Origin of the sequence: Methylomonas sp. LW13 (assembly GCF_016865255.1) — a bacterium.
Lineage (GTDB): Bacteria > Pseudomonadota > Gammaproteobacteria > Methylococcales > Methylomonadaceae > Methylomonas.
The window spans coordinates 2725041-2737299 of the sequence record NZ_CP033381.1; the positions used below are offsets into that span (position 1 = coordinate 2725041).

18 protein-coding genes and 1 tRNA gene are annotated in these 12259 nt (G+C 51.4%); all 19 read right to left on the reverse strand.

Annotation, left to right across the window (positions count from 1 at the left end):
• Positions 1-267 precede the first annotated feature (267 nt).
• A complete protein-coding gene (locus tag JL719_RS12165; RefSeq protein ID WP_033158630.1) occupies positions 268-1317 on the reverse strand; it encodes a hypothetical protein in 1050 nt (349 codons plus the stop codon).
• Positions 1318-1429: 112 nt separating this feature from the next.
• Positions 1430-1729: a HigA family addiction module antitoxin gene (locus JL719_RS12170; RefSeq protein ID WP_033158631.1), complete on the reverse strand. Its 300-nt coding sequence runs from the start codon at positions 1727-1729 to the stop codon at positions 1430-1432.
• A complete protein-coding gene (locus JL719_RS12175) occupies positions 1726-2040 on the reverse strand; it encodes an addiction module antidote protein (protein WP_033158632.1) in 315 nt (104 codons plus the stop codon). Before JL719_RS12175 ends, JL719_RS12170 begins: the two co-directional genes overlap by 4 nt.
• Positions 2033-2362: a type II toxin-antitoxin system RelE/ParE family toxin gene (locus tag JL719_RS12180; protein WP_033158633.1), complete on the reverse strand. Its 330-nt coding sequence runs from the start codon at positions 2360-2362 to the stop codon at positions 2033-2035. The genes JL719_RS12175 and JL719_RS12180 overlap by 8 nt, the downstream gene beginning before the upstream one ends.
• 44 nt (positions 2363-2406) lie before the next feature.
• Entirely contained in the window at positions 2407-2859 is a 453-nt protein-coding gene (locus JL719_RS12185; RefSeq protein WP_033158634.1) for a hypothetical protein, read from the reverse strand.
• 2 nt (positions 2860-2861) lie between these two features.
• Entirely contained in the window at positions 2862-3935 is a 1074-nt protein-coding gene (locus JL719_RS12190; RefSeq protein WP_033158635.1) for a tyrosine-type recombinase/integrase, read from the reverse strand.
• Entirely contained in the window at positions 3935-4477 is a 543-nt protein-coding gene (locus JL719_RS12195; RefSeq protein WP_084153417.1) for a hypothetical protein, read from the reverse strand. The genes JL719_RS12190 and JL719_RS12195 overlap by 1 nt, the downstream gene beginning before the upstream one ends.
• Before the next feature lies 1 nt (position 4478).
• On the reverse strand, positions 4479-4835 hold the full coding sequence (locus tag JL719_RS12200) for a hypothetical protein (RefSeq protein ID WP_084153419.1): 357 nt from the start codon (positions 4833-4835) through the stop codon (positions 4479-4481).
• A gap of 145 nt (positions 4836-4980) precedes the next feature.
• Positions 4981-5057 (reverse strand) — tRNA-Met (locus JL719_RS12205).
• 119 nt (positions 5058-5176) lie between these two features.
• Positions 5177-6007 (reverse strand): heme-binding protein, encoded by an 831-nt coding sequence (locus tag JL719_RS12210; RefSeq protein WP_033158637.1) that lies wholly within the window; start codon positions 6005-6007, stop codon positions 5177-5179.
• Between the two features lie 177 nt (positions 6008-6184).
• Complete coding sequence (locus JL719_RS12215) at positions 6185-6697, reverse strand: phosphatidylglycerophosphatase A family protein (RefSeq protein WP_033158638.1); 513 nt, start codon at positions 6695-6697, stop codon at positions 6185-6187.
• Positions 6681-7613, reverse strand: a complete 933-nt coding sequence (gene thiL / locus JL719_RS12220; RefSeq protein ID WP_033158639.1) for a thiamine-phosphate kinase — start codon at positions 7611-7613, stop codon at positions 6681-6683. The genes JL719_RS12215 and thiL overlap by 17 nt, the downstream gene beginning before the upstream one ends.
• Positions 7613-8056, reverse strand: coding sequence for a transcription antitermination factor NusB (gene nusB / locus JL719_RS12225; RefSeq protein WP_033158640.1), 444 nt, complete (start codon positions 8054-8056; stop codon positions 7613-7615). Before nusB ends, thiL begins: the two co-directional genes overlap by 1 nt.
• Complete coding sequence (gene ribH, locus JL719_RS12230; RefSeq protein WP_033158641.1) at positions 8056-8532, reverse strand: 6,7-dimethyl-8-ribityllumazine synthase; 477 nt, start codon at positions 8530-8532, stop codon at positions 8056-8058. Before ribH ends, nusB begins: the two co-directional genes overlap by 1 nt.
• A gap of 62 nt (positions 8533-8594) precedes the next feature.
• Positions 8595-9707 (reverse strand): bifunctional 3,4-dihydroxy-2-butanone-4-phosphate synthase/GTP cyclohydrolase II, encoded by a 1113-nt coding sequence (gene ribBA / locus JL719_RS12235; protein WP_033158642.1) that lies wholly within the window; start codon positions 9705-9707, stop codon positions 8595-8597.
• Positions 9704-10360 (reverse strand): riboflavin synthase, encoded by a 657-nt coding sequence (locus tag JL719_RS12240; RefSeq protein ID WP_033158643.1) that lies wholly within the window; start codon positions 10358-10360, stop codon positions 9704-9706. The genes ribBA and JL719_RS12240 overlap by 4 nt, the downstream gene beginning before the upstream one ends.
• Positions 10361-10396: 36 nt before the next feature.
• Positions 10397-10639 carry a hypothetical protein gene (locus tag JL719_RS12245; protein WP_033158644.1) on the reverse strand — a complete coding sequence of 81 codons (243 nt, stop codon included), beginning with the start codon at positions 10637-10639 and terminating at the stop codon, positions 10397-10399.
• A 22-nt stretch (positions 10640-10661) separates the two neighbouring features.
• Complete coding sequence (ribD, locus tag JL719_RS12250; protein ID WP_033158645.1) at positions 10662-11753, reverse strand: bifunctional diaminohydroxyphosphoribosylaminopyrimidine deaminase/5-amino-6-(5-phosphoribosylamino)uracil reductase RibD; 1092 nt, start codon at positions 11751-11753, stop codon at positions 10662-10664.
• On the reverse strand, positions 11743-12201 hold the full coding sequence (nrdR, locus tag JL719_RS12255) for a transcriptional regulator NrdR (protein ID WP_033158646.1): 459 nt from the start codon (positions 12199-12201) through the stop codon (positions 11743-11745). The genes ribD and nrdR overlap by 11 nt, the downstream gene beginning before the upstream one ends.
• Positions 12202-12259 lie beyond the last annotated feature (58 nt).

Here is a 12259-nt window from a genome sequence, read left to right on the forward strand (position 1 = left end):
CATTAATATTCATGGTGTTGAAATTTGAAAGCGACTCAAAGCGCCTGGACATATTGTCGCGCAGATCAAAGAATACAAAGGCAGTCAAGGAGTTTCAGGGTCCAAGCGAGGGAAAATCAAATGGTTTTGATTTGTTTGCATCAATGCCGCCTCTAGCGTGTGAAGTTCTGCCGCGTTTCGCAGCATTACGGACATTATGCGAATGGTTTGGAGCGATGTAAGAAAGATAATATGTCTGTTTTTACATATTATCTTTCCCCTTATTTATCAGATATTTGCTGGAGATTTTGCGGTATTTATTGCCTTATTTTTGCGTTTATCTTCCTTTTTCTGCTTGCGTTCATGTTCTTCAGCAGTTGTATCTATATCTTTCCGCCAATCCGAATCGACATATCTCTTAAATTCAACCACTGGAAAAGGAGGATTGAACAACCTATCGAAGTCAACCCGGCGGAGAGTTTTGATTTTCTCCGGCAACAGCCCATCATCAACCATACGGCTAAGCAACCCGAGAAACCCCCTGGCAAAAAATGCAGGGTTAAACTCCTTTCGTTTTGAAGCCTTCAGCGCATCCCGATAAGGCGAGTTACGACCAAAATCTTCAGCAACTTGTTGCCCATAGGCAAGCATCAAGCTTTCAAATGTCGGCATAGGAAAATCCGTGCCATAAAAAGCCCCAATATCACCACTAAATTTCTGGAATTTTTGCGCCAAGACACCGTCGGATGCGTCATAAGCGACCCAATCTGCCCACTGTCGAATAGGCTCAGGCAGCGAGTTTGATTGAATATCGACCGCGCGTTGTAGCAATGCAGCATAAATCGAGGATTGAGGGCCACTAATCCAATGAACGCCACCAATTTCAGCCAAACCATTGACTAACCCAACAATTTCCTCCGTTTTTTGTTTGATTTGCCCCCTGATCTCATCAGCTTTTTTACTCCGTGAACAGCCCTTTGCTAGGGGTGATAAGCCTAATTCACACGCACTTTTTTCTTTTCCGATTCCCCAAATCATCCAAGCTCTATGTAAACAGAAACAAAAAATCATCATGTGTTCGTCACTTTCTAAAAGCTCACAAATCTTTCGCAACGACTCGACACAGTGATTTTTTGAGGCAATAAACTGACTGATTATTTCAAGGTGGCCACCTTCGTGCGCAGCATAAACAGTGAATGTACGAATGATATCGTGAGCTTTTTTGAAATCCTGAAAATGAGGATTTTCGAAACCAAGAAACGGATACCGAAACAAATACCCCGCCCTAGGCGGCAAATTTTGGCTAGCGACCCATCTATCGATCTCGCGCTCAGTCATACTAACTATGACCACATCAACACCTCTCTAGTGTGATTCTCAAAAAAGATACCAAGCCAGGCGGGTGAGAAATCCGCTTTTCGCCCCGTCGGGCTAGGCTTGGTAAAACAGGTTAAGCCGCCTCTGGTCGAGCTGCCGGCGTGACATTGGGGCGTGGTTTCTGGCGGGCCTGCCATAGGTCATACTCGGCCTGCATACGCACCCAGGTTTCGGCAGCAGGGCCACTGGTCCAGGCTTCCAATCGAATCGCCATTTCCGCACTGATCGCAGCCTTGCCGTTAATGACCCGCGACAATGCCACGCGCGACACGCCCAATTGCGCGGCCGCCTCGGTAACGCCTATACCCAGCTCGGGCAAAATGTCCTCTTTCAAAATACTGCCTGGATGGGGCGGGTTAAATTGGGCGGTCATGCTGCCACCTGCCGATGTACCGACAGTTTCAGCCCGACCGCCTTAGTAACAGCCAGCAGGGTTTTGATGGTGGGGTTGCCTTTGGGGGACAAGGCCCGGTATAAGCTTTCGCGTTTAATACCGGCGCGCTCGGCAACTTCCGCCATACCTTGCGCTTCCGCAATCTGGCGTAGTGCTGCCAATAACGCTTCGCGGCCGCCGGGCTGGTCCACCTCTTCTAACGCTGCCGCTAGATATTCATTGGCAAAATCAGGATCTTCGCGTAATAGCTCGATAACCGTTTGGTCGTGTGGTTTTGATGCTTCACTCATGGTCTGTTCTCTGCTTCCAGTCTTTCCAATAGGCAACGGCTTTGTCGATGTCGCCCTGCTGTTTGCGCTTGTCGCCACCGACCAGTAACAGCAGCAGCTTGGCACCGGCCTGCGCGTAATACACGCGATAGCCGGGACCGTAATCAATGCGCAGTTCCCATACGCCATCTTGTATGGGCTTGCAGTCGCCAAGATTACCGGCGGCCATGCGTTGCACCCTGGTTAATACCCGGGCTTTCGCTTGTCTATCCGCCAAGGTTGACAGCCAATCCTTGAAGGGTAGGCGCCCATCGGCGGCCTGGTAGTCTTCAACATGATACATTGTGAATTATAAGTTACAAACAGGCAACCGCAAGGAATTTACCGTTATGCGCTGGCTTCGCTGCTAGACAACTCCGCCGCAATGCTTTGCATGTAAACATCGAGAATATCGGCAATGTCTTGTAAATCCGACACGATCGCTTGGAATATCACCGACGTTAGAGGCCGGGTTTCAAATTCACCATCCATGGCCCACAACACAGCGTTGGAGCGCTGCACTAAGCGTGTTACCTGATCGGCCATCGTTGCTTCAGCACCCTTTTCGGCGGCGGCGCGCTGATAAAAGTGGCCAACAACCTCATCGATCATAGACAAATCATCGATCACGCTGGCCAGTAACGTGGAACAGATTTTATGGCCTGATATTTCGGGGGCCAACAGACTGGATATCGCCTTGGATCGCTCCACGATAAGCCCAATGGCTTCGACACTTGCCGATTCAATATCGGCAGCATTTGAGGCGAACCTGTGTGAAAAAAGTGGTTTATTGGTTTTCATAATTAGCTCCCTTGCCGAATGGCGGCAGTCATAACACGCTCGACTAACTTCGATTTGTGCTCGGTGGATAGATGCGCGTAGCGTTTGGTGGTTTGAGTGGATTTGTGGCCTAACACTTCGCCGACTTCGTATAACGAAGCGCCGGCCATCGCCAGTAAACTGGCTGCACTGTGGCGTAAATCGTGGAACCGGAAGTTTTCTATTCCCGCTTCTCGCAACGCCTTATCCCAATGTTTTTTGAACTCGAACGGTCGTTCGGGCTTGTTCTCGCTGGCAAAGAGTAAGCCGGCACCCACCCGGCGCTGCGGGCGTAGATGATCCACTACAAAATCCGGCAACGGACACCAGCGGGGTTCGCCGTTTTTGCTGGTTGCCAACCTCGCCAGATTGTTCTCGAAGTCGATGTCACTCCAGCGGAGGTTAAGCAGCTCGGCTTTACGCATGCCGGAGGTCAGCGCCATCAACACCAACAAATGCAGCTTATCCCAGTCTGATTTTTGACACGCAGCCAGCAGCCGTACCCGTTCGCCTTCATCCAGGAATCGATTAATCTGGTTGTTCACCTTGCGAGCGGCCACCCGGGCGACCGGGTTGGCAACAACATAGCCCTCGAAAATCGCATATCTGAAAATCGCCGACAGCACGGTGCGATAACGATTGACGGTGGACGGCGAGCGGTCGCGATTAATTGCTTTGGTCTTGCCGGCGCCATCGCCACGCAGCACCTTGCCAGCCTCAAAAGCTTTTAGCCTTTGGCGAATCATATCTGCGCTGATGTCGACCAACTTATAATCGCCCAGGCAGGTTTGCCAATACTGGGCCCGCCTGGCTTGGTTGACTGCGTCTTTGCCTTGCCATTGCCGCATGTATTCGTCGACCAGATCAGCAAACCGCAAACCAGCACCGCGCGAGCCCAAGGCCTCCATCATTTCATGGTCTGACTCGATGCGCTTTACCCAGGTTTGCGCATCGCCTTTGCGGGTGAAGGTTTTGGATTTTATTGCAATGCCGCGCTGGGTGATGATCGCTTTATAGACGACACCTGACTGGCGTTCAATTTTTCGGATGGTGGCCATTAGGCGGGCCTCTCGTCGCTGAAAGCTGCCGAAAATTGCGGCAAAGCGTAGTCTCTCAGGTCGAGTGATAACGCAAGCTGCCGCAATGTTTCCGGATCAGAGTCTACCGGTAACGATTCAAGCAATCGCTCATATACGTCTCGGCCCCGTGACAGGGAATAAAGTATGCCTTTTCGTGGATCGTCATCACCCTCGCCAACATAAAAACAGCGCAGATCTTGAAGGCAATACCCTGTCAGGCCAAAAACGTTGCCAAAGCGCCGCGCCTCACCCTCTGTGGGAAAGCCGGGAGAGGCCAACAAATGATTGTCAGGATGATGAACAGTCCAAAGTCGAATGACTGGGTGGTCGTAGGCGCCGCATGTCGTGCACTGCACGCTGCCGCCGTCGGGAAAATACGGATAAACCTCAGCAGGCAAGAAAAACCCTTCAGGATCACCGCATGAAGGACAATGCGCAAACCGGTCAAATAGAAAATAATCTGAAATGACACAAGTAACGACCGGACCCGCGTTGTGTTGACTTTTAGGAATAGTGGTCATGTCATTCCACCCCGCGGCCAGTTAACGGCTCCACGGCCTGTGGAAACCTATCGAAGACCAAGTGGCTGCTTTCCGAATAATTGCAGCCAACATCCTCAGCCAAACAATTGATGGTGTTCTGTGCATCAACGGCAATTGAGTGTATTGCCTGGAGCGCATTACGTAAAAGGCGTGGGTTGGTATGAAATTTTGTACTTTCAGACGCGCAAATAAGCAAGTCTGAAATTAATTCGATTAAATCAAACGCTTCTTGCGAAGTTTGATCGATTTGAGTGATTGTTTGTTTGAACGTTTGGACATCAGCACCAGGTTCTGGTCGTGATGTTGATGGGGTTTGTTTTGAATTTATTGCGGACATAAAAAAAGCCCTCGATGTAACACAGGTTCTCTAGAACCTTTTTGAAAAAATCCACATGTGCCCTAAACGGTGCCCTGTGGCGTTTTTTTCAACGTGTTAAACCGATGGCTTTATGATTCTTATCCTTAAGAATCAATCAGTTATCTGGTAGCGGGGGCAGGATTTGAACCTACGACCTTCGGGTTATGAGCCCGACGAGCTACCAAGCTGCTCCACCCCGCGATTGATTTGACTTATTATACAGACCTTAAATTATTTAGCAAGCAATAAACATGCTATTTGTTAAATAATGTCACCAGATAAGTTCCTTATCTGCTTGCCGTTGCTTTTAAAGCGGATGATTAAGGTTGGCCGGCAGGCAAATCCGCTGTATTCAGATCGGTATTTAAACAGGTGGGATGGCCGAAACCTCCTGCGCTAATTCCGGTACCACCGTTCGGATTGGCGGTAATGTCGAAAATGATATTATCAGGACGCTGTGGATCGCCACTCACTCCCCCGACGCCGACAATGTGGTCAAGCCCCAGATTATGTCTGACTCTCCAAGCGATATTATGATCGGCACAAGAGGTGTCGCCGCTTAAACCGACGCCACCGACCAGCGTTTTTCCGACTGAGTACAAGCCCAGGCCACCACCGAATACATTAACACCACCAATTTTCGACCCTACCATAGGATCTTGAGGAGTACCATTTAAGCCTGGGTTTCCGCCGTAAGCAGCGCCCGTTTCAACGGGATTGCTCTCTTGAAGTCCAAACAAACTACCACCAGGTTGCACGGCTGAATATAAATTCGCTGTCGATAACGCCAAACCATTGGGTTTGCCGGAACCCGCGGAATCTGAGGAAGAATCGAGACTCAGCGAATTGGCGGTATTGGCTTTTTGCGCCGAGATAACTCGACTGGCCGGCCACTGTGCACCCCGATTGGTGCCGGAAAACGCTACGGCACAAACCACGCCGTCACGGTTGACTAAAGTGGCCCACATATGCAAATTAAGCCCGCTTTCCTCCGCACTCACTGCATCGTCAAGTGCTGCTTTCAATGTGGCGTGATTAGGCAAGCCCCTACAGGCTTGCCCCACTCCTTTATTGTTATCTTTATCGGCGATTGCCGCACCAGCGCTGGTCAGCATCACAAGTGAAGCAGCGAATAGCCATCTTGTATTCATAAAAAAGTCCTCCTAAGTGTTTGTATAGTTATTAGGTTTGAAGCTTAATATTTGCGGCATTCGCTGCACGCAACTAATCCCCCAAACCGGCATGGATTTTAGTCGCATGAATTATCATGGGTCAAATGAGAACAATGCCCCAAAACCACTGGCTTGTTGAATGAAAACAACACTCACTCAGTTCGCCGGAAAATCAAACCAGAAGTGCATAATCAAGCCGGCAAAAACCCCTGCCACCACGTCGTCCAGCATAATGCCGAAACCACCGTGGACATGCTTATCAAGCCATTTAATCGGCCATGGCTTGACGATGTCGAACAAGCGGAACAGCAGAAAACCGGCCAATAGACTCTGCCAGGAATAGGTTACGCCGGTCATCGTAATCAAAAATCCTGCGACTTCATCCCAAACAATACCGCCGAAGTCATGGACTTCCAATTTTTTAGCGGCTTGACCACAAATCCAGATGCCGATGCAAACGCTGATCAGCGTCACCGACAGATAAATCCACTCATTGGTTTGCAGTAAAGCAAGGTATAGCGGAATCGCGGCGAGCGTGCCCATCGTACCGGGCATTTTCTTAGCCAACCCAGAACCGAAACCAAACGCCAGAAGCAAGGTGGGATCTTTGACGATTTGTAACGCAGTCAAACGTGCGTTGCCGTAGTGCTCTCTAAGAAAAATGCTCAAAACCCTTCACCTCGAATGCCTCCACGCGCCCAGCCTTACGCATCCGCAAACCCGGCTCGGCTTCGATAATCCCCACGCAAGTAGCCCCCGGTAATGCGTGAGAACAATCTGCCGGCACCGTAAAACACAATTCGTAATCGTCCCCGGCAATCAAGGGCATACGCCAATCGCCGCTGTGATTGATGAACTCTGCCACTGAAGCGGATAGCGGCAAGTTGTCCCATTGCAAACACGCACCGACGCCGCTTTGCTGCAAAATGTGCCCCAAATCGGCGGCTAATCCGTCAGAAATATCGATACAGGCATTAGCGATGCCGCGCAGCGCCAAACCTTCCGACACTCGCGGTTGTGGCTGATTAAAGCAACGCAAAGCCAACTCCGGATCTGCGCAGACATAACCCTGTTTAATTTTTAAACCCAAGCCGGCGTTACCAAGCTGACCGGTAACGTATATCAAATCGCCAACCTGGGCACGGGAACGCAATAGCGCCCTACCCTGCGGCACCGCGCCCATCGCCTGCACCGTCAAAGTCAACGGTCCGGACGTCGTATCGCCGCCAATCAGGTCGACATTGTGCTGACGCGCCAGATTGATAAAACCTCGTGAGAACGCTTCCAGCCAGCTTTCATCGACTTTAGGCAAAGTCAAAGCCAAGGTGACCGCGAAAGGCTCGGCGCCCATGGCCGCCAAGTCACTAAGATTCACCGCCAGTAATTTATGCCCCAGCAATTCAGGATCGGCATCGGCAAAGAAATGCACATTCTCGACCATCGTGTCGGCGGTGACCGCCAATTGAAGGCCGGCCGGCAGGTTCAGTAACGCGCAATCATCGCCTATGCCCAATTGATTAAACGGATGCCTAGGAGCATGCACCGCAAAATAGCGGCGGATCAAATCGAACTCGGCGACTGCCATCAGTTTTGAGATTTCGCCTGCTTGGCGGCAATCTCGACGGCACGCTGTTTCTGTGCGACTTTATCTAGAATGCCGTTGACATATTTATGACTGCCGTCGGCGCCGAAATCCTTAGCCAGATTGACGCCTTCGTTGATGATGACTTTATACGGCGTTTCCAAGCGGTTCATCAGTTCGTAAGCGCCGATGCGCAGAATCGCCCGCTCCACCGGATCGATTTTTTCCACCGGCCTATCGACAAATTCGGCCAGGGCCGCGTCGATCACAGCCAATTGTTTCGGTACGCCATGAAACAATTCGCTGAAATAGGTTTTTTGCGCGCCTTTCAGATGCTCTTCTTCCAGAAAATACGTTTCGATACGGATCAGGCTCTCGCCGGACATTTGCCATTGATACAGCGCCTGTACCGCGCACTTTCTAGCGTTGGTTTTTGCTTGACTCATTAACGACCCAGGTTGTTGAACAGACTGACCATTTCGATCGCCGACAGCGCTGCTTCCGCGCCTTTGTTACCGGCTTTAGTGCCGGCACGTTCGATAGCCTGCTCGATGCTGTCTACGGTTAATACCCCAAAAGCCACCGGTACGTCGTATTGCAAGGCAACCTGAGCGATACCTTTCACGCATTCGCCTGCCACATACTCAAAATGCGGTGTACCGCCGCGAATCACTGCGCCCAAAGCGATAATCGCATCGTATTTTTTGGTAGCAGCAATACGTTGCACCACCATCGGCAATTCGAAAGCACCCGGCGCCTTGACTAGAGTGATGTCGTTTTTATCCGCGCCATGGCGCACCAAGGCATCGATCGCACCACCTTCCAATTGTTCGACGATAAAGCTGTTGAAGCGTGAAGAAACGAGGCAAAACTTGCCGCCTTGCGCGGAAAAGTTGCCTTCCAGAGTAGTGACTGCTGCCATGTGTTTACCTGTTGTTGAATGATTAAAATGCTGTAAAACGTGTCGAATGAATCGACCCTGCCTTAATGCGTTGAATCGATATGTTCGACGACTTCCAAATCGAAGCCGGACAGACCGATGTATTTTTTCTGAGCCCCCATCACCTTCAGGCGCCGCACACCCAAATCCGACAAGATACGTGAGCCGGCTCCCGTGGTGCGCCAATCCGAATCGGCACTTAAATCCTGACTGTTTTTGACGCCATGATCCTGCATTTGATAGGCGTGTATCAGTTCCACCAAATCCTTGTTGTTTTCTTTTTGGCGAATGATCACCAAAACCCCGCGCCCGGCTTCGGCGATATTTTTCAAGGCTTCCCGCACCGGCAAACTGCAATCGCTGCGTTTGGAAAACAATAAATCGTCGATCAGGTTGCGAGCATGAACCCGCACCAGCACCGGTTCGTCGCCAGCCACATCGCCCATCACTAAGGCTAGGTGCACATTGTCGTCGTTACAATCCTGGTAGGCATACAATCTGAAATCGCCGAATTCGGTGGGATAAACGCATTCGCTGATCCGCTCCAGGGTGTTTTCGTGTTTGATACGGTAGTGAATCAAATCGGCAATCGTGCCGATTTTCAGATTGTGCTGTTCGGCGAAGACTTCCAAATCCGGCCGCCGTGCCATCGAACCATCGTCGTTCAGAATTTCCACAATCACCGCCGCGGGTTCCACGCCTGCCAACCTGGCCAGATCGCACCCGGCTTCCGTGTGACCGGCCCGATTCAGTACGCCGCCGGCTTGTGCCATCAACGGGAAAATATGCCCCGGTTGCACCAGATCACTCGGCTGGGCGTTTTTTGCTACCGCAGCCTGCACGGTCAACGCGCGGTCGGCGGCGGAAATACCGGTGGTCACGCCTGTAGCCGCTTCAATCGACACCGTGAAATTGGTGGTGTACGGCGTATTGTTGTCGCTGACCATCAAAGGTAAACGCAACTGTTGACAGCGTTCGCGGGTCAAGGTCAGACAAATCAGGCCGCGGCCGTATTTAGCCATAAAATTAATATCTTCGGGCCGGGCAAAGGCCGCCGCCATCAACAAATCGCCTTCGTTTTCCCGGTCTTCGTCGTCCATGATGATGACCATCTTGCCTTGACGAAGGTCGGCTATGATTTCTTCTATGCTATTCATTTAATAAAGCCTGCGTTTTGTAATAAGGCCTCGGTGACGCCGCCTTGACTGTAAGCAGCAGCTTCCCCTTGCATCAGACGTTCCAAGTAGCGGGCCAGCAAATCGACTTCCAGATTTACCTCGCTGCCGGCTTCGGTTTGACCCAAGGTGGTTTCTTGTAAGGTATGCGGCACGATATTCACGGAAAAATAAGCGCCATCAACTGTGTTGACAGTCAGGCTGATGCCGTTAATGCAAATCGAGCCTTTTTCGGCGATGTATTTGGCCAGCGAATCCGGCGCCTTGAATTTGAAGCGAATCGAGCGGCCATCGGCCTGTTTCTCGACCACTTTACCAATACCATCGACATGACCACTGACAATATGCCCGCCCAACCGACTGGAAGGTGTCATCGCCAACTCCAGATTCACCGGCGTACCGGTACTTGCGGTCTTTAAAGTGGTACGCGACAAGGTCTCATTGGAAACGTCGGCGCAAAAATAATGTTCGCCCAACTCCACGGCAGTCAGGCAAACACCATTTACCGCGATGCTGTCGCCCAACGCGCATTCGCGCAGCGACAGCTTGCCGGTATCGATAATCAACCGGCAATCGCCGCCTTTAGGCTGAATGGCCTTGATTTTGCCGATGGCTAAAATAATCCCGGTAAACATGGTTATCACTCAAAAAAGTAAAAATGTCCGTTACGATCAGCGCGGAGCGGTCTCGGTGGATGGATTTGGGGTTTGGGGGGCCGTGTCTTTGTTTTGCGACTTGGCCGGCTTACGATAAACATCAAAGGTTTGATAGGTGCCGCTATGATAATCGTAGACTTCGATTTCGTGCTTTTCGCCGATCACTTTGCCGCCTTGAATCTGCAAGGTGCTGGTTTCCGGTTTATCGTCCTCATCCGCCGTCGCCCAAGCAGGCAGCAGGCTAATTAACAATGTCATTACAACAATACTTTTCATCGTTTCAATCAGTTTTTGCTTGATAGCGCAATCTCAAATCCGGTCCAATTTGCCGGGCTTCTAGCAGGCGCAGGCATTTTTTATCCTGCATGGTCAATATGCCCGACAGAGTGAACAGGCCGCGCGCTTGATCGCCCAATACACAGGGCGCCATGTAAATCAACCATTCATCGATCAGCCCACTATCGAGCAGCGCACCGTTTAGTGTGGCACCTGCCTCCACCCAAACCGTGTTGATTTGTAGCTCGGCCAACAACTTAAAAACCTGAACCAAGTCCGCACGCCCATTCCGCTCATCGACTTGAAAGACTTTGCAACCCACATCGCGTAATTTTTGCTGTTTAAGCGCATCGTCGCTACAGGTCATAATCCAGACGTCTACCGCATTGTCCAACAGCTTGGCGGACAAAGGCATGCGTAATTGCGAATCCAGCACCACTTTGACCGGCTGCACTGCATCGAAATCCACACGCGCGTTCAATTGTGGATCGTCGTACAACACCGTGTCGATGCCGGTGACAATGGCGCTGCTAGCCGCCCGCCAGATCTGCACATCTTGCCTGGCGGGGGCGGACGTAATCCATTGACTCTCGCCGGAGGCCAGCGCGGTACGGCCGTCCAGGCTCATGGCCAGCTTGCTGCGTATCCACGGCAAACCCAGCCGCATACGTTTAAAAAAGCCTTGGTTTAGCTTTTCCGCTTCTTGCTGCAAGACGCCGACCAGCACCTCAATGCCAGCTTCGCGGAGTTTTTGCAAACCGCGGCCAGCCACCAGTGGATTGGGATCCTGCATCGCCACGACGACTCGGCTGATGCCGGCAGCGATTAATGCCTCGCAGCACGGGCCGGTTTTACCATGATGGCTGCAAGGCTCCAATGTCACATAAGCTGTCGAGCCTCGTGCGTTGTCTGTTTTGGCCAGCGCATCAACTTCGGCATGGGCAAACCCGGCGCGTTGTGTCCAACCCTCGGCAATCACCTTGCCGTCTTTGACCAACACGCAGCCGACATGCGGATTGGGGTCGGTCGTGTATTTACCGTTCTGCGCCAATTTGACGGCACGCGCCATATAGGCAGCGTCTTGGCTAGACGTCATGCTTTTGCAGATTTTCGATCATCGCGGTAAATTCGGAGACATCCTGGAAGCTGCGATACACCGAGGCGAAGCGTACGAAAGCAACATGATCGAGTGTTTGCAATTCTTGCATCACCAGTTCACCCAATTCGCGAGCCGGAATCTCGCGCTCGCCTTTTGCCGTCAGGGCTTTCTTGATCCGGCTGAGTGCTGCCTCGACAGCGTCTACTTGTACCGGGCGTTTTTCCAAGGCTCGCTGCATGCCGGCCCGCAGTTTAGCTTCGTCAAAGCTCTGCCGAGCGCCGTTGCGTTTGATGATGCGCGGCAGGGTCAATTCAACCACTTCAAAGGTGGTAAACCGCTCTTTACAGGCCACGCATTCCCGGCGGCGTTTGACTTGATCGCCATCGTCGGCCAAGCGGGTATCGATTACCCGAGTATCTTGTGCTGAGCAAAACGGACAACGCATATTAAAGAGCCAAAGCCAGGTTCAAAGGGCGGCCATTTTATTACAGAATGGCTTTATA